Genomic DNA, 26741 nt, shown 5'->3' with positions numbered 1-26741 from the left:
TGCTTGATTCCCTTACGCGATACAGGCGGCGGGGTTCTCACACGGATCGGCGTTCGCCGCGTCCTCCACCCCGAGCGGGTCGATCATATCCTCGAAGGTCTCCTTCAGGCCGTCCTTCACACCGTGCTCCTTGATGTTCCCGGCCGCCCCGCCCACGCCGGTCAGCGCGCCGCCGGCGATGCCGAACGACTTCATGAAGCCGCCCAGTCTGCTCGGGTTGCCCGTGGCCCTCGGCTTCGGGTTGGGAGAACGGTCCTTGGGATGGACCTCGAACTTCTGGCCGGTGATGTCCGCCATGGCCTCGGCGTTCAGGGCGGTCTTGCGGCTGGCGAGGAGGCTTCGCTCCTTCTCCGGGTTCGCCTTCACGTTCGCCGTCATCCTGCCGTCGATGTCCTCGAGGTTCATGGCGTGCCAGAGGTCCTTCGCCTCGGCCATGGCGAGCTTGCGTTCGGAGTCCGTGAGGATGCCCTTGCCGCTCTCCATCCGCGCCTTGCGGTCCGCCTCCACGAGTTTGGACAGACGCGTCATCAGGTCGGGGACCTTGGGGACGTGCCACCTGCCGTTGACGGGCTTGCCGTAGTTCAGCTCGTGGATGAACGCCGTCGCGGCCTTTCCGTCACCGGTGATCTTCGACCCCGGCCTGACCTCCCGAAGGTAGATCGAGTTCAGGATCTTCTGGAACTCCGTGTTCTTCACCACCGGAGGCTTGGCGAGCGGCTTCTTCAGGCCGGGGTTGGCGTGCAGACCGATGCCGGTGAGCTGCATGTACATCTTCTTGACCTGCTTGAAGAGGCCGAAGAAGAACAGACCGGTCGGGTCGCTGTTGGTGATGGGGCTGTTGTTGCTGTACGCGTACCCGTTCATCTGGAGCGGGTCGGACAGGTCCACCACCGGGTCCGCGGAGATGAAGCGGCCGGTGGACGCGTCGTACTCGCGCGCCCCGATGTGGGTCAGGCCGCTCGGGCTGTCGATGCCGACGCCGAGGTACGACCGCCTGTCGACCCAGGCCGGCTTCGGTCCGCGCACCTCACCGTAGGGCTTGAAGGCCCTGCGGGTGATGGGCTGGGAGGTGGTCTGCTCGATCGCCGTGGTGGCGGTGCCGAGGTGGTCGGAGAGCAGCACGGTCAGCTTGTGGCCGGTGGTCGCGCCGTTCACCGTGGACCGGACGACCGTGGGCGCGCCCTGCTGGGCGTAGCCCCGCGTCGCGCGGGTGATCTTCCCGGCGGCGGTGGTCAGTTCGGTGCCGTCCAGGTTGAGCACGCTCCCGGAGGGGCTGTTCTCCAGGATGCGGTTGCCGTCGGCGTCGTAGACGTACTTGGTGGTGACACCGTCCTCGGTGAGCGTCGCGAGCTTGTTCTCGCGCGTCCACGTCAGGTCCTGCGTGGTGGTGGCGAGGTCCCGCTTGGTGGTGTTGCCGAAGGCGTCGTTGACGTACGAGCTGCCGCCGCCGGCCGGCGCCGTCGACACCCAGGACAGGGTGTGGGGCTGGGCGGTGTACGACGGGGAGGTGCCGTTGCCGGTGACGAGCTTGCCGTACCCGTAGGTGTACGTGACGTCCTTGGTGGCGTCCTTGGTGTTGTGCTCCACCAGCGAGGCGCGGTTGCCGAGCAGGTCGAACCGGAAGGACTGCCAGTAGGAGGTGGTGCCGGTGTCGACGGTGCCGGTCGCCGGGGCTCCGGCGGCCAGCGAGGCCGTCAGCACGCTGTCCGGGCTCTCGCCGTCGGTCACCTGGTCGGGCGCCTCGGACACCGGACCGGTGGAGGGCCAGCCGTCCGTGCGCGGTCCCCAGGCGGCGCCGTTGGCCGCCTTGCAGCCCGTGCCGTCGCCCTGCGGAGTGATGCTGGAGGTCCAGGCCTGGGTGAGTTCGCCCATCGCGTCATAGGTGAAGCACTGGGTGTCCCTCGTGGTGACGGTGCCGTCGGTCAGCTTGCGGGCGAAGCCGGTGATGTTGCCGGCGAGGTCGTACGCGTAGGTGCTGTCGGAGATCCGGTGGGAGTTCGCGGTCTCGCGGTCGGCGACCGTGCGCTGGACGCGTCCTGTGTGCTGGTCGATGAAGTTGGTCGTCCACACGCGGTAGGGCTGCGGACCGGTGACCGTGCGCAGCGGCTCCCCGTACGGCGAGTAGGTGATGTCCGAGGTGTACCAGGTGTGCCCCGAGGTCGACTCGGCGAGGCCGTCGCCGTTGTAGCGGGTGATGACCTTCTCGGTGGCGAGACCGCCCGCCGCCGGCAGGGTCACCGACAGCGGCTTGCCCGTCGGGGTGTAGCTGTAGGCGTAGCCGTACGTGCCCGAGACGCCGGTGGTCATGGCGTTGGCGGGGATCACGACCTGGCGGCCGGTGGGCTGGTAGCGCGCGTCGAACCCGGTGACGCGGGTGATGTAGTCGCCGCTCGCGTCATGGCGGATCGAGGAGGTCCGCTGGCCGATGCCGCCGGTGACGTCGTCGTACGTGTACTCCTTGACGGGCGCCGAGCCCGTCGTGCCCTCGCGGACCGCGACGACGCGGCCCAGCTGGTCGTACGCGGTGTGGATCGCGCCCCGGAGGTCGGTGGCGCTGGTCTGGCGGTCCGCGCTGTCGTAGCCGTAGGCGATGTCGCCCGTGTCCGGGTCGGTCGCGGAGGTGATCCGGCCGCGGGCGTCATGGGTGTAGGTCCAGACGTTGCCCGCCGGGTCGGTGACCTTCTGGCGGTTGCCTCGGGCGTCGTAGCTGTAGCGGGTGTCGCGCCAGCGGCTGCTGGCGTCGTTCGTGTAGTGCTGGATCAGGGTGATCCGGCCGCGTGCGTCGGTCCAGGTGTTGGTGGCCGGCGCGGCTCCGCCGGAAGGGCGGCTGTAGGTGCTGGTGTCGCCGTAGGTGGTCGTCGACCAGGACGCGGTGTCACCGCTGTGGTAGGTCGTCGCCCGGACCGGTCGCTCCAGACCGTCGAAGCGCGTGCGGACCAGGCTGGGTACGAGCGCGTCGGACACCCGCTTGAACTGGGCGGCCTCGGGCTCGCCCTTCGCGACGTACGCACCGGTCTGTTCGCTGACCAGGCCGTGGTCGTTGTAGCGGGTGTCGACGATGATCCGGCCGGGGCCGTGGGCCTCGCGCTGGGTCTGGACGGCGCGCATCAGTCCGTCGTAGACGGTGACCTGCTTGGCGTAGGTGCCGTCGTCCTTGAGGCTCTGGGCGGTCACGGCGGTGGGCCTGGTCACCGTCGGGGTGGACTCGGCCATCTGGTAGCTCATGATCACGTCGGGCGTCTGGGTGCCCGAGGAACGGCCCGTGGACCAGCCCTTGACGAGCCGCCCGAAGGCGTCGAACTCGCTCCGGACGACCTTGCCGTTGGGGTCGGTGACGGTGAGCTCCGAGCCGCGGCCCGGGTCGAAGGTGCGGACGGTCGCGTGCCCCTTGGGGTTGATGACCTTGACGCTCGTGACCGCACCGCCGGTGTCGCCGGGGGTGTACTGGGTCTCGGTGGTGCCGACCACGGGCTGGGTCACCTTGCGGGTACGGCCCAGCGGGTCGTAGGTCGTCGTGGTGACGACGGAGTGCGCGGTGCCCGCGCCGTCGATCTCGGCGCTGGAGGTGACCAGCCCCTTGGAGGGCGGAGCTCCCCACTCCTGGTTGTCGTACGAGATCCGGACCGAGTTGATCAGCTGGGTCGCCGGGTCGGCGGACGCCTGCGTCGCGCACGAGGTCGCCGTCTTACGTGTCGACGACGGAGCACCGATGATGTGGGCCGTGGTGTTGTGGAGCAGCGTGGTCGTGGTGCAGTCGTAGTCGCTGAGCGTCTCGCCCGTGCCGTTCGGCTTGACGACGGCCGTCTGCATCTGGACCGGGATGCCCCAGTCGGGGTCCACCTCCGTCTCGGTGCGGACCGCCTGCCAGCTGGTGCCGACGGTCTGGATCGCGTCCGAGCGCTTCACTCCGGCGCGGTACGCCTTGAGCGGCGGCAGGCCGCCGTCGCGGGTCCGCGAGGCGGTCTCCTTGGACCAGGGGAACGTCAGGGTGCGCTTGACGACCTTGCCGCCGGATCCGTCGTACGTGATCGTCTCGGCGGGCATGCCGGCGTACTGGGCGGCGTCGTCCGCCACCAGGGTGACGGCGCCGGTGGAGTCCTTGACCGCGCCGCCCGCGCCGCGGAAGTAACGCGCGACGGTGCGGGACTGGGTCTGCGGATTGCCCGTGGAGGGGGTGTTCTTGCTGCCCTTGACCGTGGAGACCTGCCGGTAGCCGCGCCACTCGCTGTAGGTGCGCAGGGCCGGCTTGGTGAACTCGTCGTCGCTCTTGGCCCAGGCGGCGTCGGTGTAGTCGTAGCGGTGGGTGATCCGGTCGGAGACCCCGGTGATGCGGTCGGTCTCGGTCACCGTGTGCACGACGTACTTGTTGAACCAGGCGAGGGCCGGCTTCTCCACCTCGCCGTCGGGGGACCAGCGCAGCGGGAAGCAGGTGCCGTGGTTGTCCTCGGGTGCGACGGTGGGCTGGACCTTGCAGCCGCCCTTGTACGTGACCTCGACGTCACCGCCGTGCTCGGTGGAGACGGTGCCGATGCGCGGGCGGGTGAAGCCGGGGCGCGCGTCGGTGCTGCTGCGGGGGACGAGGTTGGGGAGCTGCTTGTCCTTCAGGTAGCCGCTCAGCGGGTGCGCGGTACCGGTGCCGACGACGTAGGGCTTGAAGGAGACGCCGGCCTTCGTGAGCAGGGTGCCGCTGGTGTCGCCGGGCTTGAAGCCGTAGCGGGTCACGGAGTTCAGCCACAGGCCGGGCGCGGTGTCGTACCAGTCCCGGGGGAAGGAGTGGTTGAGCAGGAAGGTGTCCACCTTGGCCAGGCCCGTGGTGCCGGGGCGGTGGCCGTAGGTGGTGATGCCGCCGAGCCGCAGCCGGTTCCAGAAGGAGGGGAAGCCCGGGCACAGCTTCGAGCCGGACTTGCAGTTGAGGTTGCCGGGGCTGTCCCACCAGGGGCGGTAGGAGGCGGGGTTCTTGGTGTCGTCGAACTTCTCGGAGGCACAGACCGTGTCGTCCTGCACGCATCGCTGCCACAGCAGGAAGTCGATCTTGGCCGCCGGCTCGGCGCCCAGCGCGCCCGCGCGCAGACCGTACTCGATGGAGTCCGGGAGACCGCCGCGGTCGTACTTCTCGGGGGTCTTGAACTTCTTGTTGACGGCGTAGTAGTTCGTCGACTTGTGCCAGTTGACGATCATCACGTTGCCGTGGACGTCGATCACCTTGTCCAGGCCCCAGTGCCAGGCCTGCTGCTTGGTGGCGTCGTCGTTGCAGCGGGAGGCCGCGAAGGTCTCGGCGTGGCACGGCTCACCGGGGTGGTTGCCGAAGACGGGCACGGTGAAGACCGACTGGGTGTCGGCGTGACCGTCACCGATCTTGTTCAGGCCGTAGAAGTACTGGGTGCCGTCGGTCGCCGTGACGACCCAGTACTCGCCGTTGTTGTCGCCGTTGGTGCCACCGGTCCTGAGCTCGACGCGGGTGCCGTCGTCGTGCTGCGGGCGGTAGATGTTGCTGGTGCCCTCACGGACCAGTTCGAGCGTCCGGCCCTGGTGGGACATGACGGCGTTGTACGAGACCCAGCACAGGTCGGAGGTCTTGGCCTTCTTCGCCGTGTTGTTCGGCTCACCGGCCGAGGTCGCCTCGCGGTCGTCCTTGCAGGTGCGGTAGCGGCGCTCGATGTGGCCGGGGTCGTAGTCCCAGCCCTCGCCGATCCAGGAGGACTGCGGGGAGGAGGTGGCGGTCCTGCCGTCCACCGCCTGGGAGTTGTAGTCGAAGGAGATCTCCGGTGAGGGGCCGGCCGGCGCCGACGGGACCTCGACGGGGTACGACCAGGTGAACGCGCCGGAGGAGGTCCCGGCCTCCCACTTGCCGTTGGAGATCAGCGGGGTGGCCCGGAAGGAGCCGCCCTCGCCCATGCCGGAGTCGACGGCGCCGACGACGGCCCTGTCACCGCTCGCCGCGACCTGCTGCACGCCGGTCGAGCGGACGTAGGAGGCCTGGAAGACGCCGGACGGCGGGGTCGTGGCGCGCGGGGCGACGGCCGGGGTGACGGTGCCGTCGGCGGCGGTGTCGACCGTGGCCGTGATGGTCTTGGTGTCGGTGTCGTTGACCGTCTCCAGCTCGTCGTAGGTCCGGCACTCCTCGACGTCCGGGGTCGTCAGGTAGCACTCCGGGAACTGGACGAACGTGAGCCGCGAGGCCCAGTCGGCGCCGTAGAGGTTCTGGTACGCCTTGTAGTCGAGCTGCACGGAGACCGGGACGGAGCCGGTGGAGGGGGCGGTCACGGTGACGACCGCGCCGTCGACGCTGTCGGCCTCGGGCGCGGTGCGCGGATAGACGCCGACCTCCCACCGGCCGGTGGGGGTCGCGGCGCCGGGTGCCTGGCCGAGCTTCACGGGCAGCGTGCCGACCGGCTCCAGCTCGGCCTGGGTGGCGGTGGAGACCGGAGTGGCGTCCGTGGTGGAGCCCTCGGCGGAACGGCCGGTGGTGAACGAGGCCTGCTGCGGGGCGGGGTCACCGAAGGTGACGGCGGCGGTGCCGCCCGCCGGCGGGGTCGCCGTGCCGGCCGGGGCCTCCTCCTGGTCGTCCGGCGGCGGGGCCGCGATCGTGTCGAGGCCCGCGTTGCGCGTCGCCCCGTCGACCTGCTTCTCTTCGGGGAGGTTCTCCAGGACGAGTTCCTCGCGGGGCACTTCGTCCTTGGACGGGTCCGGCGGTTGGGCGGCTGCCTGGGTCGGCAGGAGCGTGAGCAGCAGCGCGGCACCGAGGGCCGGAACCACTGCGGTACGCAGGCGCTTTCGGCGCGCGGGCAAGAAGGCAGGCACGGGTGGGGTCCCCCCGGACGACATGAAGCGGCGCCTGGGCGGACCGCAGGTGAGGCCAGTGAACGCGGTCATTCTGTGTGTGAGTTGCGGATAAAGACCAGGCAGAAAGTGATCACGTGGTGATGATCACAGCCATACTTCGGTCGAATGGGAACAGCTTCGACCGAACCCGTTCAGTGACCCCGGAATCGCAAGTCCGTTGTCGTAAGCGATGTTTCCCGTGTCCTGTGGATGAAGCGGCATCAACTGCCGTAATTCCTGCGGACTTTCGTCCGGATAACTGGCGGGAAAATCCGTTTGGGGGGCCGTCGCGGGCTCTCCCGACGCGGCCGCACCACCCGCCGGGCGTACGGAAGGGCGGCCGGCTCCGTGCGGAGATTCTGTGGCCGCCGCGTGACGGCTGATCCCCCGTGAGCCATGATCTGCAGGCATCCGTCACTCCGGGGCGCGCTCCGCCGCGCCCGCGTGACCAGCCAGCAGGAGCCCGGTCGGCCGTCTGCCGTACGCCGGTTCTCGAGGGGGAAGGAACCTCGCTCATGACGAGCAGATGGCGCCGCATGCCCAGGCGTCGACCGGTCGCGGCCGTGGCGGCCGCCGTCGTGGTGGCCTCGGGCCTCACGTACGTCGGTCTCGACAGCGGTCCACAGGAGCGTCGTGGTGACGCGGCCCCGCGCACCAGGAACAGCGCTCCCCTGAGCGAATCCGATGCCGGCACGCTGGCCCGCACGACCGGCAAGGCGGTGGAGGCCACCGCGATGCGCACGGCGTACTCGACCACGTGGGCACGGCCGGACGGCCTGATGCAGCGGCGGATCCACGCCAGCCCGATCCGTGCCAAGGTCGACGGGGTCTGGAAGGCCATCGACACCGATCTGAAGCGGGTCGACGCCGGCTGGGCGACCAAGGCCACCAACGTGGGCGTCCTCTTCTCCGCCGGCTCGAAGGGCGGGCGCGGACCCGCCGACCCCACCCGGGGCACGGACGCCCAAGGCACGGGGGACGGGCGTGCGTCCCGGGCGGGCGCGCAGCGCGTCTCGCTGCTGCCGGACACGGTGGCAGGCGTCCCCCTGGCGGCCGCGGCCACCGGCAACGTCCTCGCCACCCTCACGGTCAACGGCCACCAGATCGTGCTGACCTGGCCCGACGCCGTGCCCACCCCGGTCATCGACGGCTCCAGGGCGCTCTATCCGGAGATCCTGCCCGGCGCCGACCTCGTCCTCACCGCCGACGACGGAGGCTTCGCCCAGCTCCTGGTGGTGAAGAACCGTCAGGCCGCGGCCGACCCGCGCGTCGCGCGGCTCGCGTACGGACTGTCCTCGCCGGACCTCGGCTTCAAGCTGGACCCGACCACGGGCGTCGTCACCGCCACCGACACCGGTGGGCAGGACATCGCCGAGTCCCCCACGCCACTGATGTGGGACAGCTCGGGCACGCCCACGTCCACCGACGGCGGGGGCGGCACCAGCGCCTCTCCCACCGCCCCCGAGGTCATCCCCTCCGAGTCGCCTGTCCCGTCAGGTGAGCCCGAGGAGTCGCCGACCGCCTCCGCCGAGCCGACGGACGGCATCAACGACGGCGACCAGGGCGACACGTTCAACGAGGTGCTGCCGGAGGCGACCGACGAGGCCGCCGACCCCTCCGTGATCGGTGAGATCGAGGGGTCCGCGCCGCCCGTCCCCGCGGAGCCGACGCCGGAGCCGTCCCAGACGGGCGCGGCGGCGACGCTCTCGCTGCCCGGGGTCAACGGCCCCCAGCCCGACTCCAAGGGCACGCTGGTCGGGACGGACCTGGAGGGCTCGGACTGGGTGATGACCCCGGACCAGGACTTCCTGAACGACCCCGGCACCGTGTACCCGGTCTTCGTCGACCCGTCGATCAAGAAGCACACCAACGATTGGACGACGGCCTACAGCCGCCACCCGAACGCGAGCTTCTACAACGGCAAGAACTTCAACAAGGGCGGCACGCACGAGGCCCGCGTCGGGTACGAGTCCGACACCTGGGGCACCTCGCGGTCCTTCTTCAGCATCGACTGGGACCCGGACCTGAAGGGGTCCACGGTGCACAGCGCCAAGCTGCGCGCCCTGGAGACGTATTCGTGGTCGTGCAGCGCGCGCAGCATGACCGTGCATCTGACCGGCACGATCAGTTCGAAGACGAACTGGAAGAACGCGCCGTCGATGAACAGCGGCAACAAGATCGGCGGCGGCAGCTTCGCGCACGGCTGGAAGTCCTCCTCCTGCCCCGACGAATGGGTCGCGTTCGACGTCAAGTCCTCGGCGAAGAAGGCCGTCGACGGCGGTTGGAAGACGATGACCGTCGGATTCAGGGCCTCCGACGAGGGCTCGCAGTACTCCTGGAAGAAGTTCCAGGCCAACGGCGGTCAGGACCCGTTCGTCGACCTGTCGTACAACCGTCCGCCGACGACGCCGACCAGCCTGGTCCTCGACCCGAACGAGGTGCGCTGCGACACCACGTCCCCGTATCTCAACGTGGGCGCGTCCTCGATCACCCTCTGGGCGAACAGCACCGACAAGGACAGCAACCTCCAGTCGCTCCACTTCGAGCTCTGGCCGACCGGCGGCTCCACCGCCAACCTGCTCGGCAGCAAGGGCAAGGTGTCCGTCGGCAGCCAGACCGGCTCCGCGAAGGTCCACACCGACCCCTTCTCCACCAGCGGGCTGAAGAACGGGACCACCTACTCGTGGCGAGCCAAGGCCGTCGACAAGTTCGGCGCGACCTCGTCGTACTCGCCCAGCAAGACGCCCTGCCGCTTCGTCTTCGACAACTCGAAGCCGTCGTCGCCGACCGCGAGCTCGGCGCAGTTCCCGGACGCCGACGCCAAGGACAACGGCTTCGAGAACGACTCCGAGGACTCCAAGTGGAGCACGGTGAAGTTCGGCACGGCCGGCTCCTTCACCTTCAAGGCGGCCCAGACGGACGTGGTGAGGTTCGAGTACGGCTTCAACCAGGCGTCGTACCCGTTCTCGGTGAACCGGACGAACGGCGCGCCCGTCTCCACGACGACCACCGCGAGCAACGTCAAGCCGCCGCTCGCGGGGCCGAACGTGCTGTACGTACGAGCGGTCGACGACGCGGGCAACCCGTCGCAGCCGACGAAGTACCTCTTCTACGTGACCCCTCGGGACCAGGCGGACCACCCCGGTGACTTCACCGGCGACAAGCTGCCCGACCTGATGGTCGTGGACGGCAACGGCAACCTGCGGCTCTACCCGTCGGAGGCGACGACCGACCTGGTGAAGGGCACCGGCGACCTGGACTACTCGATGTCGGGTTCCTACCGTGGCAACCCCGCCAAGGACCCGAACGGCGACGACGGGCTCCCGCAGTACGTCTCGGCACCGTCCGGCTACTGGAAGAACACGCTGATCACCCACCTCGGCGACATCTACGGCGGGGACGGCCTCCAGGACCTCGTCGCGCGCCGAGAGGGCCGGCTGTGGGTGTACCCGGGCGACGGCTACGGCGGCGTGAACGTCGACAAGCGGCAGGAGATCCTGCTGCCGCCCAACGCGCCGGCGCCGGACACCATCACCCAGGTCGTCTCCGCGGGAGACGCCACGGGCGACGGCAAGACGGACTTCTTCCTGAAGGTCGGGGACGCGCTGTGGGCCCTTGTCGGCTACAACGGCGCCAGCATCGAGACGGCCGTCCAGCTGTCCAGTTCGCCCTGGCTGGAGCGTGACATAGTCACCGTCCAGGACATCACCGGAGACGGGGTGACCGACCTGATCTACCGCACCGACGTGTCGGGCCGCCTGCTGCTCCGTACCGGCAAGAAGGACGCCGACGGCAGCGGCGTGGACCTTACGTCCCTCGCGTCCGCCGCCAACTCCGCGACCGGGGTGGACGCCCAGTACGGCGCCTCGGGCTGGGGACGCAGCAACATCCGGCTGTTCCACGGCACCCCGGACGCCAACGGCGACGGCATCCCCGACATCTGGACCTTGCGGGTGGACGGAGCGGTGCGCTTCTACGCCGGCAGCCGCGGGGAGATGGCGGGCAGCGGAGTCGAGATCGTCGGCAACAGCGACGGCGTGGGCTGGAAGAACAAGCTCGCCATCGGGTGACGTGACACCTGAGCCACCACGGCGGGGCCCGGCCGACCGGCCGGGCCCCGCCGTGCCGTGCCGTCGACGCGAGTCCCGATCCCACCGGCGGTTCGCTGGTGAAATGGCGACCGGCCTGTACCTCGACATCCCGTGGAAGTCGAGGCTGTCAAAACCGACCGCTCAGCGGTGCTCGGGGTTCTCGAAGTCGAACCGGCAGCCGGCGTCCCACTCGGAGCGCTGGTTTCCGTGGGCGGGGATGCCCCCGGCGTCCTTGAGCATCCTCGCCAGGTGGAGCTGGTTCCAGGTCATGAAGGTCGTGTTGCGGTTCGTGAAGTCGTTGTCCGGCCCGCCCGAGCCCGGGTCGAGGTAGGAGGGCCCGGGCCCGGCCTCGCCGACCCACCCGGCGTCGGCCTGCGGCGGGATCACGTACCCGAGGTGCTGGAGGCTGTAGAGGACGTTCATCGCGCAGTGCTTGGCGCCGTCCTCGTTGCCGGTGATCAGGCAGCCGCCCACACGACCGTAGTACGCGTACTGGCCACGCTCGTTGAGAATCGACGAGCAGGCGTACAGACGCTCGATCACCTTCTTCATGACCGAAGAGTTGTCTCCCAGCCACACAGGTCCAGCCAGGGTGAGGATGTCCGCCGCCATCACCTGCGAGTAGATGACGGGCCACTCGTCGGTCTCCCAGCCGTGCTCCGTCATGTCGGGCCACACGCCGGTCGCGATGTCGAGATCCACCGCTCGCAGCACCTCGACCTCGACGCCCTGGCGCTCCATGATGCCGGTGCTGAGGTCGATCAGCCCCTGAGTGTGGCTCCGCTCCGGCGAACGCTTGAGCGTGCAATTGATCACCAGGGCGCGGAGACCACGGTAGGACGTGCCGGTGTCGGTCATGGATGCGTTCCCCTGCGGACGAGTGGGCGGGTCGGGCGGCGAAACACGCCCGGCTGCCGACGTCGATAGGGCTCCGGGTCGGGCCGGCCGCAATCCCGTCCACTCTCTCGCCTCGTCGGACGGAACGACCGAACGCCGCGCCACTGCTGACGAAGCCGGCTGCCCGATCACCCGCGTGGCCTCACCGTCATGACGGCCCTGCTGCGGGTCGATCAGCCTCAGCGCCCGCAGATCGTCGTAGCGGTACGTGGTCTCGGGCATCGGGGGGCGGGGCCGGCGACCGGACGACACCGGGCGGGGCGGCGCTCAGAGCCGTACGCGCGCGGCCACCGGGAGGTGGTCGCTGCCGGTGTCGGGCAGCGTCCAGGTCGTACCGACCTCCGCGTCGCCGCGCCCCAGTACGTGATCGATCCGGGCGAGGGGCAGGTTCGCCGGCCAGCTGAACGCGAAGGCGCCCCGGTTGCCGCGCACCTGGGAGAGGACGGGAGCCAGGCCCCGGTCGTCGACCGTGCCGTTGAGGTCGCCGAGGACGAGGACCGCGGCGGACCGGTCGGCCGTCAGGGCGCGGCCGAGCCGTGCGGCGCTCTCGTCGCGCCACGCGGTCGCGTAGCCCTGTGTGGCCCGCACCCTGACCGAGGGCAGGTGTACCACGTACGTCGCCACCGGCCCGTGCGGGCCGCGGACGACGGCCCGCAGCCCCCGCTCCCAGCCGGCAGGCACCTGCGCCGGCTTCAGATCGAGACGGGCGACGTCCGTCAGCGGGTACTTCGACCACAGCCCGACCGTCCCCACGGTCGCGCGGTGCGGATGCGTGGCCGCGAGAACGAGCTGGAAGGCCGGCAGGCTCGACGGCGTCAGTTCCTGGAGCGCGACGAGATCGGGGTCCGGACCGAGGAGGATCCGCCCGACCCGCGTAGGGCTGGTGTTCTCGTCGCTCACGTTGTGCTGCACGACCGTCAGGTCGTACGCCCGGGAGGCGCCCGGCGCCGGCGAGGCCAGCGGCTCGTGGAACACCCCCAGCCAGACGGCGCCCACGACCACGCACGCCACGGCCGCGAGGACCGAGCGGCGCAGGGCGGCGAGGACGAGCCCGAGGGGGACGGCGAGACCGAGCCAGGGCAGAAACGTCTCTGCCAGACCGACCGGGTTGCCCGGAAGCCGGGGCAGCCGGTGATGAACGAGCAGCAGCAGGCCGGCCACGGCGACGACGACCGCCGTCAGCAGCCCGCGCCTTCTTCGCGTCCCCTCCACATGACCCCCTTCGGGGGAGGGGACGCCGACAGGGGAGATCCAGTTCCCGGCAGAGGCGCGGGCGGCGCCGGGCCGGGCCGCCCCACACCGCGCGCCCGTCACACCAGGCGTCCGTCCCTCGCGACCACACGCCCGGCGCGCACCACCACGTCACGGCGCGGCTGGTCGACCACGACCTGGGGTACGCACTCGCCCTCCACCAGCATGAAGTCGGCCGGAGAGCCGGTACGGAGATCGGCGCGCGGAAGGCCCAGCAGATCCGCACCGCCGTCCGAGGCCACCTGGAAGCAGGCCTCCAGCTCCTCGTCGAGCCGCACGTCCAGCGCCCAGCCCGCCAGCCAGGCGCGGTGCAGCATGTCCGCGTTGCCGAACGGGCTCCAGTTGTCCCGAACGCCGTCCGAGCCGAGGCCCACTCGGACACCGCGCTCGGCGAGGCGACGCAACGGAAGGATCGTGTTCACCGACAGGGCGACCGTCGTGAGGGAGACCCCGGCGTCCGCGAGGACGTCCGCGATCTCGTCCAGCTCCCCGCCGGCCAGCTCGGCCACCGCGAACGCGTGCCCCACGTTGACCTTCCCCGCCAGGCCCAGCGCCTTGGTGCGGGCGGCGATGTCACGCAGCGGCCCGAGGCCACGCTCGCCCGTGTCGTGGAGGTGGATGTCGAGCCCGAGGCCGTGACGCTCCGCGATCCCGAAGACCGTGCCGAGCTGCCCGCCGTCGCGCCCCGCGCCGTCGAGGTCGAAGCCCGCCGGGTCGATGCCCCCGATGTGCGAGACGAGCCCGCCGGCCGCCGCCTCCTCCAGGAGCTCGGCCACGCCCGGCGTACGCCCCACCCCGTGCTGCGGGAAGGCGACCGCCTCGATGTCGAGGACCCCGCGCAGCTTCTCCCGCGCCGCGGCCAGGGCCTCGACGCCTTCGAGGCCGTACGCGGGAGCGACGTCGACATGGGCCCGCGTCGCCCGGGTGCCCTGGGCCGCCGCGTGCGACAGCAGCCGCAGCGCCCGCTCGGACACGGGCGTCCGCTGCGCGCCGTGCAGCTCCACGTCGCCCTCGACGTAGGCCGCGATCCCCCGCGCGGGGCGCCGGCTGTGCCAGGGTTCGCCCCACGTCGTCTTGTCGGGGTGCAGGTGCGCGTCGACGAGGGTCGGCAGCGCCAGCCGGCCGCCTCCGTCGACGTACTCCACGGCGGCCCCCTCGGGGACCGTGCTCGCCTCCGCCAGGATGCCGTCCACCACCGTCAGGTCGGTCGGCGGGCCGCCCCAGGGACGGACGTCGCGGAAGACGGTGACGACGGACGAAGCGTTCGGGACCACGGTGGGGACTCCTCGATGAGCGAGCGGGGACGTCTTCGGACGGTGGTGTACCACGGGCGGGCCGGCTACAGGACAGCGATGCCGAGCGGGCGTTCACCTGCGGGGAGCCGCCGTGTCCCGCCGCTCTCCACGTCGACGACCGTGATGCCGTCCCACCAGCCGTCGCGGGTGAAGCCGCCCGTGACGTACACGGTGCGGCCGTCCTCAGAGACGGCGACGTCCTCGTGCGGACCCTCCAGCGGGTACACCCGCTCGGTGCCGTCGGGCGCCCGGACCGTCAGTGAAGGGCCCTCGTCCTCCGACGGGTCGATCGGCCCCGTGCCGACGACGAACAGCGTGCCGTCGGCGGTGATCGTGGCACCGTGCTGGTGCGTGTCCGCGGTCGTCGGCGCGATCTCCGTACGGCCGGTGCGCGGGTCGACCACCGCGAGGCGCTCCCCCTCGAAGGGCAGCAGCAGCCGGCCGTCCGAGGGCCGTACGACCGCGTAGTGCGGCTTGAGCCACGAGCCGAGACCGCCCTCCGTGCCGTACGGGGCGACTTCGATACGGCGTGCGTCGAGCGTGTCCGCCCGGACCACGGTCACGTCGAACGAGTCGTGGTCCGTCGCGTACACCTCGGAGCCGTCCCGTGCCACGTCGACGTCGAAGGGCCGCCGCCCGACGGGGACCGTGCCGGTCACCTCCCGGCGCGCGGTGTCGACGACCTCCAGAGTGCCGTCACCGCCGGGGACGTTGACACCGACGTAGACCCGCCCGCCGTCGGGGGAGAGGGCGATGCCCATGCCGCCGCCCCGGTACTCGCCCGTGGTGACGGGGCCGGTGTCGGTCTCGTACGGGATGAGGGCGAGCCGCTCGCGGGTGCGGGTGTCGACCACGGCGACGCCCTCGGCGGTGGCCACCCAGGCACGCCCGTCGGCGCCGACGGCCAGTCCGTATGGCGCGGTCCCCACCTCGACGGAGCCGAGCGCGCCGCGCTTCGGGTCGACGAACGTGACGGTGTCGGAGCCGAAGTCGGCGACGAGGAGTGTCCCGTCGGGCGTCGGCGCGGGAGCCGTTCCCGGGAGAGGAGAGGCGGCTGAGGAGCGTGTCGGGGCCGAGGAGTCCCCGGCGGCGGAGGCCTCGCCGGACCCGGCGTCGGCGCCCTGGCCCGGTGCGCACCCGACGAGGACGGCCGCCACCGCGGCGGCCCCGGCCAGGACCCGAGCCCCGGCCAGGATGCGATCCGTCAGGACCCGCGAGCCCGTCAGGATGCGATCCCCGGCCAGGTTGCGAGCCCCGGCGAGGACCCGAGCCCCGGCAAGGACCCGATCCCCGGCCAGGTTGCGATCCCCGGCCAGGACCCGAGCCCCGGCGAGGACCCGAGCCCCGGCCAGGACCCGATCCCCGGCCAGGTTGCGATCCCCGGCCAGGACCCGAGCCCCGGCGAGGACCCGATCCCCGGCCAGGTTGCGAGCTCCCGTCAGGACCCGAGCCCCCGTCAGGACCCGCGAGCCCGCCAGGGCTTGCCCTCGCGCGTGGGCGCGTGACGTCACCGTGCTCGCGCGCCTCATCGGACCGCCCTCCGTCCGGCGCGCGCCGACGCGGCCGCGAGGAGGCCGGCGATGCCGTCGAACCCACGTCGTCGCGCGTGGTCGAGCGGGGTCGTCCCGTCCTGGTCCGCGAGCAGCGGATCCGCTCCCGCGGTGATCAGCAGTTCGACGATCTCCTCGTGCGCCCGGCCGCCGTCGCCGAGGATGACCGCCTCCAGCAGGGCGGTCCAGCCGAGCCGGTTGACGTGGTCGACGTCCATGTCCGTCTCCCGCAGCACGGCCCGTACGTACGCGACATGGCCGCACTCCGCGGCGGGGATGAGCGAGGTCCCGCCGAAGCGGCTGGTGAGCGTCAGGTCCGGGTGGGCGCGGAGCAGCACACGCATCATCGGCACACTGCCCGTCACCCCGGTGACCAGCCACGGTGTGTCCGCCCGGCTGTCCCGCGCGTCGGGATCGGCGCCCGCCTCGACCAGCAGCGCGGCGGCGTCCACCCGATCGGCCCGCGCGGCCAGCAGCAAGGGCGTGCGGCGCTCCGCGTCACGGCACTCGACGTGCGCGCCGGCGGCGAGCGCGGCGCCGACGCCGCCGGTGTCCCCCCGGTGGGCGGCCGCGAGCAGCAGCCGGTCGTTCGGATCCATGGCGGTTCTCCTTCTCACGGCTGTCGGCAGCATGGACGTCGTCCCTTCCCGTCGGACGGCGGAGGCGGGCGGTCCGCTCTCCTCACCATCGTGCGGCCGCCGCCGCGCGCCACCGGTCGGACCAGTGGATGCCCCGGGGGAGCCGACCGGTGGACCCGGGGGTCGACCGATCGGATGACCCCGGGTTCACGCGGCCGCCGTGAAAAGCAGTGTCGGGCCGGGTTCTCCGCAGGTCAGAATGGACCTTCACCGACCAGGAGGAACCCATGAGCCAGGCATCCCTGACTCTCCGGGAGCTGCTGCCCCCGCAGGCGTTGGCCGAGGCCATCGATGCCGGGCACGTCACCCGCAAGGCACACCCCGAACTTCCGCTGTCGATCTACACGTACACGCGGACGTGCCAGTACGAGCGGATCTGGAACCAGGTCACGACGCGCTGCCGGGGACTCGTCGCCGATGACGCGACCGGCGAGATCGTCGCGCTGCCCCTGCCGAAGTTCTTCAACATCGGTGAGCACGAGGCCGGTCAGCCCTACGCGCCCGCCCTGCCCGACGAGCCCTTCGAGGTCTACGACAAGGTCGACGGCAGCCTCGCGGTGATCTTCCACTACGCGGGCCGGTGGCGGGTCGCCTCCAAGGGCTCCTTCATCAGCGCGCAGGCGACCTGGGCGCAGCGCCGGCTCGACGGCCGGGACACCGGTGCGCTGACGCCCGGCGTCACCTACCTCGCCGAGATCCTCTACCCGCAGAACCGGATCGTCGTCGACTACGGCGACCGGCGTGACCTGGTGCTGCTCGCCGCCTTCGGCGCGGACGGCACCGAGGTCCCGCTCGCCGAGGCGGCCGCCGACTGGACCGCGATCGGCTCGGTCGTGCGGACCTGGCCCGCGATGCCGCTGGACGAACTGATCGCCCTGACCGAGGCGAACACCCTGCCGGGCGGACAGACCGCCACCGGCACCGACGCCGAGGGCTTCGTGCTCCGCTACGCCTCAGGTGTGCGCGCCAAGGCCAAGCTGAGCGAGTACGTACGCCTCCACAAGGTGCTCACCGGCGTCACCGAGCGGGACATCTGGCGCAGCCACGGCATCCAGCGCTTCGCGGGAACGTCCGTCAAGCGCCTCGCCCAGGGCCTGGGTTGCTCGGTCGCCGAGCTCGGCGGCGTGAAGTCCGCGGGCGGCCGGCCGCTGGACGCGCTCCTGGAGCAGGTGCCGGACGAGTTCGACGCCTGGGTGCGCGGGGTCATCGCCCGTCTGGAGGACGAGGCCGCGGCCCTTGAGCGCGCCATCGACGAGGCGTACCGTGGCGTCGCCCACCTGGCGGCGGACCGGGGTGCCTTCGCCCGGGCCGTCAAGGCCCTGCCGATCGACGGCGACCTCCGGTCGGCCCTGTTCCTGCGCCTCGACGGCCGCCCCACGGACCTGTTCGTCTGGCGCTCCGTCAGGCCCGAGGCGTCCGACCCGTTCACGACCGATGTGGAGAACTGAGCCGTGCCCGACGTACACGTCATGACGGGGCTTCCGGCCTCGGGGAAGACGACGGCCGCCCGACGGCTCCAGACGGAGGCCGAGGGCCGGATGCGCCGAGTCAACCTCGACGACCTGCGCACCATGCTGGACATCCCCGCCCCCGAGCGTGGCCGCTCCCACGCCCACGAGCGGACCGTCCTCGACATCCAGGACGCGGCGGTCCGCTCGGCCGTCGAGGGCGGCTTCGACGTCGTCGTCGACAACACCCACCTGACCCCGCACATCCCCAAGCGGCTGAAGGCGGCCGTCGTCGGCCTCGACGCCCGTTTCGTGGTGCACGACTTCACCGACGTACCGGTCGAGGAGTGCGTACGGCGCGACGCCGCGCGCGAGCGGCCCGTCGGGGAGGAGATCATCCGCATCCTCGCCGACAAGCACGCCAAGGCCACCCGGGGCGGCTGGCGGCTGACCGCCGAGTGGCTCGGCGAACGGCCCGCGGCCGTGCCGTACGTCCCCGACCCGGCGCTGCCCTCGGCCGTGCTGTGCGACATCGACGGCACCCTCGCGCTGCGCGGCGACCGCGGCCCGTACGACTTCACCCGCTGCGACCTCGACCTGCTCAACGTCTCCGTCGCCCGCGCGCTGCGCGCCTTCCGCAGCGCCGAGAACGACACGATCGTGCTGCTGTCCGGGCGCAGCGAGGACCACCGCGCCCTCACCGAGGCGTGGCTCGCACGCCATGAAGTGCCGTACGACGAGCTGTGGATGCGGGCCTCGGACGACGGGCGCGGCGACGACATCGTCAAGGCCGAGCTCTTCGACGCGCACATCCGCCACCGGTTCGCTGTACGGGTCTCGCTCGACGACCGCGACCGTGTCGTCGCCCTCTGGCGCCGCATGGGCCTGCCGACCTGGCAGGTCAACTACGGCAACTTCTAGACCGCGTCACGCCGGCGCCACCGCGCCGTCGAGGAGGATCCGGGCCGGCTCGCGCGGCTGGGAGAACACGGGCCATTGGCCCGTGTCCGTCCGCACGAGCCGCCATCGCCCGCTCCTCAGCAGCGCGGCGACGCGGGCCCGCCCGCGTCGCCGCGTCTACCCTGGGTGTATGGGCGGTGACCTGGTCCGACTCTTCCTCTGCGGCGACGTGATGCTCGGCCGCGGAGTGGACCAGATCCTTCCCCACTCCGGCGACCCGGCGCTCCACGAGCGGTATGTGCATGATGCACGGTCTTACGTGGCGCTCGCCGAGGAGGTCAACGGGCCCATCCCGCACCGCGTGGACTACACCTACCCCTGGGGCGTCGCGCTCGACGTCCTGGACGCCGAGGCGCCCGACGTCCGTGTCACGAATCTGGAGACCGCGGTCACCACGAGCGACGAGTTCACGCCCGGCAAGGCGGTCCACTACCGCATGCACCCCGAGAACCTGCCGAGCCTGACCGCCGCCCGCCCCGACGTCTGCGTCCTCGCCAACAACCACGTCCTGGACCACGGCCACCAAGGCCTGAACGACACCCTCGACGCCCTCGCGAAGCACGGCGTGGCCACGGTGGGAGCGGGCGAGGACGCCGAGGAGGCGACACGGCCCGTGGTCGTCCCCCTACCCGGGGGAGGACGGTTCGTCGCGTACGCCCTGGGAATGGCCTCCAGTGGCATTCCGCGGGACTGGGCAGCGACCGCGCGGCGCGGCGGCGTCCACTTCGCCTCGGGGCCCGGCCACCCCGCCGCCACCGGCCTCCTCACCCGGATCCGGGACACCAGGCGCCCCGGCGACATCGTCATGGTCTCGATCCACTGGGGTTCGAACTGGGGGTACGCGCTCTCCCGTGCCGACGTCGACTACGCGCACGAGCTGGTCGAAGCGGGTGTGGACGTCGTGCACGGCCACTCCTCGCACCACCCCCGCCCCCTGGAGGTCCACCGGGGCAAGCCGGTCCTCCACGGCTGCGGCGACCTGATCAACGACTACGAGGGCATCACGGGCTACGAGCAGTACCGCGACGATCTGCGTCTCCTCTACCTCGTCGCGCTGAGACCCGAGGACGGCCGACTCCAGGAGGTACGCATGATTCCCCTGCGGGCCCGCCGCCTGCGGCTGGAGCACGCCCCCCGCCGCGACGCGCGCTGGCTCCACGACGTACTGGGCCGTACCAGCCGGCCCTACGGAACGCGGGTCGACCTCGACGAGGACGGGACTCTCGTCGCACGCCCCGCCTGACGGGCGGCGGCACGCACCCGCCCGCGCACACGCTCCGACCAGGGAGACGAGCGGGATGTACTTCACCGATCGCACCGACGCAGGACGGCAGCTCGCCGCACGCCTGGAGCATCTCAAGGGCCACGATGTCGTGGTCCTGGGGCTTCCGCGCGGTGGGGTGCCGGTCGCCGAACAGGTCGCCGACGCCCTCGGCGCGCCCCTGGACGTCTGTCTCGTACGCAAACTGGGGGTGCCGTTCCAGCCGGAGCTCGCCATGGGAGCCATCGGCGAGGGCGGCGTCCGGGTCCTCAACGACCATGTCCTGGCGGACACCCGTGTCTCCGGCGGCGATCTGGCGGCCGTCGAGTCACGCGAGCGCGCGGTCCTCGCACAGCGGGCCCGGCGCTACCGGGGCGACCGCCCGCCGGCCCGGCTCGACGGCCGCACGGCCGTGGTCGTCGACGACGGACTGGCGACGGGCGCAACGGCGGTCGCCGCCTGCCGGGTCGTCCGCGCCCAGGGGGCCGCGCGGATCGTCCTCGCGGTGCCGGTCGCGCCGAGCGACTGGCCCGAACGGATCGGCCGGGAGGCGGACGAGACCGTCAGCGTCCACGAACCGGCGTTCTTCTACGCGATCGGCCAGTTCTACGAGGACTTCTCACAGACCCCGGACGAGGACGTCGTCGCCTGTCTGGAGCGCCACCACTCCGGGCGCGGGGCGGACGCCCGGGATCCGGAGGTGCGCGTCCCGGCCGGCGAGGTGCGGCTCGCGGGCCGCCTGGTGGTGCCCGACGGAGCCCCGGGGATCGTGCTGTTCGCCCACGGCAGCGGCAGCAGTCGGCACAGCCCGCGCAACCGGGCCGTCGCGGAGAGCCTGAACCGTGCCGGTCTCGGCACGCTGCTGTTCGACCTGCTCACCGAGGAGGAGGCCGACGACCGCGGCAACGTCTTCGACACGGAGCTGCTGGCCGGCCGGCTCGCCCGGGCCGCGCACTGGCTGGTGGGGCGGCCGGGCCTCGACGGCCTGCGGATCGGCTACTTCGGCGCCAGCACCGGCGCCGCGGCCGCGCTCTGGGCCGCGGCGGACCCGCTCTCCGACGTGGCCGCCGTCGTCTCGCGCGGCGGGCGCCCGGACCTCGCCGGAGCGCGCCTCGCGCAGGTGCGCGCTCCGACGCTGCTGATCGTGGGGGGCCGCGACCCGCTCGTGCAGGAGCTGAACGAGTCGGCCCAGGCGCGGCTCACCTGCGAGAACCGGCTCGTGGTCGTCGCCGGTGCCGGGCACCTCTTCGAGGAGCCCGGCACGCTGGAAGAGGTCGGCCGACTGGCCTCGGGCTGGTTCGCCGACCACTTCTAGGGCGTCCGTCAGTACGGTCCGTTGACGTTGTCGATGGAGCCGTAGCGGTCCGCGGCGTAGTTGCAGGCCGCGGTGATGTTGGCGACCGGGTCGAACAGGTCCATGGACGTACCGGGCACGTGGTACGCCAGGAAGGTCGGCTCGATCACCTGCAGGAGCCCCTTGGACGGGGTGCCCTTGACGGCGTTGGAGTCCCAGAGGTTGATGGCCTGGGGGTTGCCCGAGGACTCACGCATGACGTTGCGGTGGATCCCCTCGTACGAACCGGGGATGCCGTACTTCTGCAGGACGTCGAGCGACTCGCGGATCCAGCCGTCGAGGTCGTTGGTGTAGCTCTTGGCGGCGACCGGCGCGGCCTTGGCCGGGGCGGCCTTGGTCACGGTCTTGGCCGATGCGGCGCCGGGAGCGGCACTGCGCTGCTGCGAGCGGTCGGCGCGGTCCGTGCTCGTCGTACGGGCCGGGGCCTTCTGCTGCTTCGTCGCGGCCGCGGGCTTCCCGCTCAGCGTGAGTTCCAGCCCCGGACGAATAAGTGACGGATTGTCACCGACGGCCTTGCGATTCGCCTTGTACAGCGCCTTCCAGCCGCCCCGCACACCCTGTTCGTGCGCGATCACGGAAAGGGAGTCGCCACGGACGACGGTATAGATCTTGGCAGCGGAATTCCCGGCGGTGGGAATCGATTCGGCGATCTTCGCCGGGCTGCTGAAGACGGTCTTCTCGAGGGGCGCGGCCGCGGGTGCCGTGTTCGGCGCCGCGTGCGCGGTGGCCGTGGCCACGAGGGGGAGAGCCAGCGCGGCTCCACCCGTGCTTGCGAGGGCGATACCTCGGCTGAGGGGACGTCGCTTGGGGCGCCGGTGCTTACCGTGAGCGGACATGCAGGATTCCTCTCCGGCGCCTGCGGGGTGAGCTGTCGGGTTCGGGCTGGAGCTGCCCGGCCGCACGCGTGCGGCTACACCCCAAGCCGGTCCGGAAATCCGGGACGGCGAAAAAACTGGGTCCCCCGCTCCTGCCGACGGGTGAATGGCTGGTCTTTTCGGACGGTGGCAGGATTCGGCGATCCGTCCGGGTCGAGGTGACCGTAGGCGAGGAATGTCGGACGGAACAAGGTGGGGCATGGATGCGAAATGAACAGGAAATTCAGAAATGCGTTCCAAGTGATCACGGCCGCGCCGAACTGCCGTGCGGCGTAAGGGGAAGATGCCCCTCCGCATAGGTTGCGTCCTCATCGCGTGATTCACGTCACCCGTGACCCCAAAACGGTCATACGGGCATTTTCGACCCAGTCAAGAAAAGGGACACAAGGGCATGAAATTGCCCTTGTGTCCCTTTTTGTCGGAAGTGGTGGTGTACGTCAGCCCGTGACGCTGGCTGTGCCGGTCTCGATGTGGCCGGTGTAGCGGCGTGACCAGGTGCCGTCGACGTCGGCCGTGATCGTGAAGTCGTACCAGCCGTTGCTGTACGCCACCGCGTTGAAGAAGTCCTCGCGCGATGAGCCGGCCGGGACCGTGTACGTCCACGGCCCGTCCGTGCGGTAGGCGTTCGAGCGGATCGTGAAGGCCACGGGACCGGCCGAGGTGTTGGTCATCCTGAGGTAGAGCGCCGTCTTCCCGGTGCCCGGCTCGGTCGCGAACCGCGCCGCCACCTCGATCGCCTTGCCGGCCTTGGACGCGTCCCCGATGAAGCGCCGCAGGAAGCGGTTGGGGCCCATCATCGAGATGTCGTACTTGCCCGACCCGGACCCGAGTCCGATGTTGAAGTAGTCCGTGGCGGTCGCGCCCGGGTCCACGGTGTACTGCCAGGCCGCGGTGTCCCGGTGCTGGTGCGGGTGGATCGTGAAGTGGGCGGCCCGCTTCGCCTCCGCGCCCTGGTTCGTCATCGAGAACCAGGCGAGGATCTTGCCCGCCGCCCCGAACTCGAACCGGTCGAGGTTTCCGTTGACCTGGTACGGCACGGCGCGCGCCGGTCGGGTGCCGGTCTCCTGTGCGGGCAGGGCGTTGTCCTGGGGCAGCGGGTTCGGCAGCGGGCCGCAGGTCGACTGCCCGATGACCTTGGCGGTGGAGGGAAGGCCCGTGGGAACTCCGTAGACCGGGCGTGCGAAGTCGAAGACTCCCGTCAGGTCCCCGGTGACCTTCCGTCGCCAGGCGCTGATGTTCGGGCAGGTCGCCGGGGTGCCGAGGGCGGCCGTCCAGGTCTCCATGAAGCGCAGGACCGAGGTGTGGTCGAAGACCTCGGAGCTGACCCAGCCGCCGCGCGTCCAGGGCGACATGACGAGCATCGGGACGCGGAAGCCCAGGCCGACCGGCACGCCGTCGATGTACTCGCCCGCGGTGCCCGGCGGGGCGACCGGCGGCGGCACGTGGTCGAAGAACCCGTCGTTCTCGTCGTAGTTGAGGAACAGCACGGTCGAGTCGAAGACCTCCGGGTTCGCGGCCAGCGCGCGGTAGACCAGGTCGACGAAGTGCGCGCCGTCGCCCGGAGGGGCGTAGGGGTGCTCGGAGAAGGCCTCGCTCGCCACCACCCAGGAGACCTGCGGAAGCGTTCCGGCGACCGCGTCGGCGCGGATCGCGGCGGCGATGTCGTCCGGGGTGGACCCGGTGACCTTCGGTACGGAGCCCATGCCGCGGTCGTACAGGGGGTTGCCGGGCCGCGCGTCGGTGAACTTCTTGAAGTACGCGAGACCGTTGTCGCCGTAGTTGTCCTGGGCGTTCTGGTAGACCTTCCAGCTCACACCGGCCCGCTGGAGCGCCTCGGCGTACGTCTCCCAGGTGAGCCCGGACTCCTCGCCGCCGTCCTTGCTGGAGGCGTCGATCTTGCCGCTCCAGAGGAAGGTGCGGTTCGGTCCCGTGGCGCTGAGCGCCGAGCAGAAGTACGCGTCGCAGACGGTGTAGTTGTCGGCGAGGGCGTAGTGGAACGGGATGTCGCCGCGGTCGAGGTAGCCGAGGGTGCGGGTGTTGCCGACACCCGTGACCCAGTTGTCCATCCGGCCCTTGTTCCACGCCGCGTGCTGCGAGGTCCAGCTGTGCGGCAGGTCCCCGTTGCACTGAGCCAGGGTCTCCCCGTCCACCCCGCCCGCGGGCGGGGTGGAGCTCAGCTTCCACGGGTACTGACGCCCGCCCCAGTTGGGCTGGTTGAACATGCCCCAGCCGCCAGGGATGTTTCCCGCCGCCCGGTCGGCGAAGCCCCGGACGCCGCGGAGCCTGCCGAAGTAGTGGTCGAAGCTGCGGTTCTCCTGCATGAGGATCACGACGTGCCTGACGTCGGTGATGGTGCCGGTCGCGGCGGTGGCGGCGGCCGACGCCGTGCCCGCGGGCAGCGTCGCTCCCGCCACGAGCCCTGCCCCGATCCCGACGAATCCCCTGCGGCTGATGGGAGTCATGCCCCGCCTCTCGTGTCACCGCGTGCCCGCTTGGCACACGGTGGACAGAATGAGGGAGGCGCATCTAAAGGTATACAGCCGTGCGGTAATTCTTTGGTGAACTTAAGAAGGGTGGGAGGTCGCTGAGTTTTGATTGGTCCCCAATCGAACCAATGCGACGAAGCGTACCCTGCGGTCGGCCGTCTACGGGAGGGCTTCGGCGCCGTCTCGGCGCAACATCAGCAGCGCCGCGTCGTCCTCCGCGTGCGGCCCGCCCGCGAGGGAGCCGAGGAGGTGGTCGGCCAGCTCCTCCAGATCCGGAGGCCCGTCGGAGAAGGCGGCGGCCAGCCGCGAGAGCCCGACGTCGAAGTCCTCGCCCGGCTTCTCGACCAGTCCGTCGGAGTAGAGCAGCAGGGTCTCACCCGGCGCCAGATGAGCCGTCGTGTACGGATACGGGGCGAGCCCCCAGGCCGAGGGGAGCCCCAGCGGCGGGCCGCCCGCGAGGAGCAGGCGTTCGACGGTGCCGTCCGCGCGTCGGAGCAGCGGCGGCGGATGGCCCGCGTTCGCCGCGCGCACCTCTCCCGTGGCGAGCGCGACCCTCAGATAGGCGCAGGTCGCGAAGCGGTCGGCGTCCAGGTCCGCGAGGAACGCCGACGCCTTCCCCAGCACGCTGTCGCACCCGTGGCCCTCCGCCGCGTACGCGGTCATCGCGACGCGCACCTGCCCCATGAGCGCCGCGGCCTCGATGTCGTGCCCCTGCACGTCACCGATCGCGAGCCCCAGCCCCCCGTCGGGCAGCACCACCGCGTCGTACCAGTCGCCACCGACCCGCACCCCCTGTCGTGCCGTCCGGTAGCGCACCGTGATCCGGCCCCCGGGGATCGCCGGGATCCGGCGCGGCAGCATGGAGTTCTGCAGACCCGAGGCGATCTCCCGTGACCGGTCGAGCGCCAGCACGCGCTGGACCGCCCGGGCGACCGCCTTCGCCCAGGCCTTCATCAGGGCGTGGTCCGCCAGGGTGAAGACGGACCGGTCGTCGTAGAAGATGCCCAGGGCGCCGAGGGGATGCCCGTCGTCGACCAGCGGCAGGAACGCGCCGGCCGTCGCGTGGAAGCCGTGCCGATGGCGGGCCAGTCGCGGGTAGCGGTCCAGGAAGGCGTGGACCGAGGTGAAGAAGAGCGGGCGGCTGGTGCGTACGGCGTCGTTCAACGGCCAGGAGTCCGCGAGCCGCGACTTCCGCGGGAACCCCGCCGCGTCCGGGGCGAGGACGGTGCGGACCATCTGAAGACGCCCCTGCTCCAGCACCCCGAGCGACATCGCCTTCGCGCCGAGCGGGCGCAGGCCCACCTCGTCTCCGAGGACCGCGGAGACCTCACGCACACTCATGGCCCGGGCCAGCGCGAGCGCGCCCTCGCCCAGGGCGCGCAGCGGATCCTGCGCCTCCTCGCCCGGCAGTCGCAGCGCGGAGTGCGCCAGGTCCGGCGTGGCGTCCCCGACCACCCCCACCACCCGGATGCCGCCGTGCGGCTCCCGTACGACGCTGCCCCGGGCGTGCGTCCAGCGGCTGTGCCCGCCCCGGGGCAGCACACGGAAGAAGGCGCTGAACGTGTCGCGCCGGCCCGCCAGGACGTCCGCCGAGAGGCCGGAGAGCAGAGACCAGTCCTCCGGCTGGATCCGCGGGCGCAGAACGTCGGCGCGGCCGGTGAGCTCTGCCGGGAGCAGATCGAACACGGTCCGGGCGACGGCGTCCAGGGTCAGGCGCCCGGTCGCAGGGTCCCATGCGAAACAGCCGACGCCGTTCGCCGTGAGCGCCTCGCCGGGCTCCAGCCTCGGACCCCTGTCGCCCATGCGGGTGCCG

General features: G+C 71.3%; 14 protein-coding genes and 1 riboswitch. Of the genes, 5 read left to right on the top strand and 9 right to left on the bottom strand.

Going from position 1 to position 26741, the window contains the following annotated elements; genetic code table 11:
* Nucleotides 1–12 precede the first annotated feature (12 nt).
* The gene (locus ACF1G2_RS18145) at nt 13–6825 is read right to left on the bottom strand and encodes an RHS repeat-associated core domain-containing protein (protein WP_391799204.1); all 6813 of its coding nucleotides are present in this window, start codon (nt 6823–6825) and stop codon (nt 13–15) included.
* Nucleotides 6826–7337: 512 nt separating this feature from the next.
* Between ACF1G2_RS18145 and ACF1G2_RS18140 the strand changes: the two genes are divergently transcribed.
* A complete protein-coding gene (locus ACF1G2_RS18140) occupies nt 7338–10892 on the top strand; it encodes a DNRLRE domain-containing protein (RefSeq protein ID WP_391799203.1) in 3555 nt (1184 codons plus the stop codon).
* A 162-nt stretch (nt 10893–11054) separates the two neighbouring features.
* Here ACF1G2_RS18140 and ACF1G2_RS18135 read toward each other — a convergent pair whose 3' ends face one another.
* The 5 genes from ACF1G2_RS18135 to ACF1G2_RS18115 all read right to left on the bottom strand — a co-directional run bounded on the left by ACF1G2_RS18135 (nt 11055) and on the right by ACF1G2_RS18115 (nt 16505).
* Nucleotides 11055–11771: a flavodoxin family protein gene (locus ACF1G2_RS18135; RefSeq protein WP_391799202.1), complete on the bottom strand. Its 717-nt coding sequence runs from the start codon at nt 11769–11771 to the stop codon at nt 11055–11057.
* A gap of 306 nt (nt 11772–12077) precedes the next feature.
* Nucleotides 12078–13022 (bottom strand): endonuclease/exonuclease/phosphatase family protein, encoded by a 945-nt coding sequence (locus ACF1G2_RS18130; RefSeq protein WP_391799201.1) that lies wholly within the window; start codon nt 13020–13022, stop codon nt 12078–12080.
* A 98-nt stretch (nt 13023–13120) separates the two neighbouring features.
* The gene (locus tag ACF1G2_RS18125; RefSeq protein ID WP_391799200.1) at nt 13121–14389 is read right to left on the bottom strand and encodes an amidohydrolase; all 1269 of its coding nucleotides are present in this window, start codon (nt 14387–14389) and stop codon (nt 13121–13123) included.
* Between the two features lie 11 nt (nt 14390–14400).
* Nucleotides 14401–15564 (bottom strand): YncE family protein, encoded by a 1164-nt coding sequence (locus tag ACF1G2_RS18120; RefSeq protein ID WP_391799455.1) that lies wholly within the window; start codon nt 15562–15564, stop codon nt 14401–14403.
* 317 nt (nt 15565–15881) lie between these two features.
* Nucleotides 15882–16505 carry an ankyrin repeat domain-containing protein gene (locus tag ACF1G2_RS18115; protein WP_391799199.1) on the bottom strand — a complete coding sequence of 208 codons (624 nt, stop codon included), beginning with the start codon at nt 16503–16505 and terminating at the stop codon, nt 15882–15884.
* 266 nt (nt 16506–16771) lie between these two features.
* On the opposite strand from ACF1G2_RS18115, the gene ACF1G2_RS18110 reads away from it, so the two are divergent.
* The 4 genes from ACF1G2_RS18110 to ACF1G2_RS18095 all read left to right on the top strand — a co-directional run bounded on the left by ACF1G2_RS18110 (nt 16772) and on the right by ACF1G2_RS18095 (nt 21528).
* Nucleotides 16772–17992, top strand: a complete 1221-nt coding sequence (locus ACF1G2_RS18110) for an RNA ligase (RefSeq protein WP_391799198.1) — start codon at nt 16772–16774, stop codon at nt 17990–17992.
* Nucleotides 17993–17995: 3 nt separating this feature from the next.
* The gene (locus tag ACF1G2_RS18105; RefSeq protein ID WP_391799197.1) at nt 17996–18913 is read left to right on the top strand and encodes an AAA family ATPase; all 918 of its coding nucleotides are present in this window, start codon (nt 17996–17998) and stop codon (nt 18911–18913) included.
* Between the two features lie 169 nt (nt 18914–19082).
* Nucleotides 19083–20195, top strand: a complete 1113-nt coding sequence (locus tag ACF1G2_RS18100) for a CapA family protein (RefSeq protein ID WP_391799196.1) — start codon at nt 19083–19085, stop codon at nt 20193–20195.
* A 55-nt stretch (nt 20196–20250) separates the two neighbouring features.
* A complete protein-coding gene (locus ACF1G2_RS18095) occupies nt 20251–21528 on the top strand; it encodes a phosphoribosyltransferase family protein (RefSeq protein WP_391799195.1) in 1278 nt (425 codons plus the stop codon).
* Between the two features lie 8 nt (nt 21529–21536).
* Here the strand turns inward: ACF1G2_RS18095 and ACF1G2_RS18090 are convergent, their stop codons facing one another.
* The 3 genes from ACF1G2_RS18090 to ACF1G2_RS18080 all read right to left on the bottom strand — a co-directional run bounded on the left by ACF1G2_RS18090 (nt 21537) and on the right by ACF1G2_RS18080 (nt 26731).
* Nucleotides 21537–22403 carry a transglycosylase SLT domain-containing protein gene (locus ACF1G2_RS18090; protein ID WP_391799194.1) on the bottom strand — a complete coding sequence of 289 codons (867 nt, stop codon included), beginning with the start codon at nt 22401–22403 and terminating at the stop codon, nt 21537–21539.
* 4 nt (nt 22404–22407) lie between these two features.
* Nucleotides 22408–22594, bottom strand: a riboswitch (cyclic di-AMP (ydaO/yuaA leader).
* A 285-nt stretch (nt 22595–22879) separates the two neighbouring features.
* Entirely contained in the window at nt 22880–24904 is a 2025-nt protein-coding gene (locus ACF1G2_RS18085) for a phosphocholine-specific phospholipase C (protein WP_391799193.1), read from the bottom strand.
* Between the two features lie 183 nt (nt 24905–25087).
* A complete protein-coding gene (locus tag ACF1G2_RS18080) occupies nt 25088–26731 on the bottom strand; it encodes a SpoIIE family protein phosphatase (RefSeq protein WP_391799192.1) in 1644 nt (547 codons plus the stop codon).
* Between the last annotated feature and the right edge of the window lie 10 nt (nt 26732–26741).

The sequence above is a fragment of the Streptomyces sp. NPDC013457 genome, assembly GCF_043089925.1.
In the GTDB taxonomy this organism is placed as follows: Bacteria; Actinomycetota; Actinomycetes; order Streptomycetales; family Streptomycetaceae; genus Streptomyces.
Note: the sequence above shows the minus strand (reverse complement) of the source record. Positions and strands in the feature narration are given on the sequence as shown.

Bases quoted from the DNA above. Each gene is read 5' to 3' on its own strand.
- ACF1G2_RS18115 (WP_391799199.1), bottom strand. From the start codon at position 16,505: ATGGATCCGAACGACCGGCTGCTGCTCGCGGCCGCCCACCGGGGGGAC.
- ACF1G2_RS18100 (WP_391799196.1), top strand. From the start codon at position 19,083: ATGGGCGGTGACCTGGTCCGACTCTTCCTCTGCGGCGACGTGATGCTC.
- ACF1G2_RS18140 (WP_391799203.1), top strand. From the start codon at position 7,338: ATGACGAGCAGATGGCGCCGCATGCCCAGGCGTCGACCGGTCGCGGCC.
- ACF1G2_RS18110 (WP_391799198.1), top strand. From the start codon at position 16,772: ATGAGCCAGGCATCCCTGACTCTCCGGGAGCTGCTGCCCCCGCAGGCG.
- ACF1G2_RS18145 (WP_391799204.1), bottom strand. From the start codon at position 6,825: ATGTCGTCCGGGGGGACCCCACCCGTGCCTGCCTTCTTGCCCGCGCGC.
- ACF1G2_RS18135 (WP_391799202.1), bottom strand. From the start codon at position 11,771: ATGACCGACACCGGCACGTCCTACCGTGGTCTCCGCGCCCTGGTGATC.
- ACF1G2_RS18085 (WP_391799193.1), bottom strand. From the start codon at position 24,904: ATGACTCCCATCAGCCGCAGGGGATTCGTCGGGATCGGGGCAGGGCTC.
- ACF1G2_RS18080 (WP_391799192.1), bottom strand. From the start codon at position 26,731: ATGGGCGACAGGGGTCCGAGGCTGGAGCCCGGCGAGGCGCTCACGGCG.
- ACF1G2_RS18095 (WP_391799195.1), top strand. From the start codon at position 20,251: ATGTACTTCACCGATCGCACCGACGCAGGACGGCAGCTCGCCGCACGC.
- ACF1G2_RS18090 (WP_391799194.1), bottom strand. From the start codon at position 22,403: ATGTCCGCTCACGGTAAGCACCGGCGCCCCAAGCGACGTCCCCTCAGC.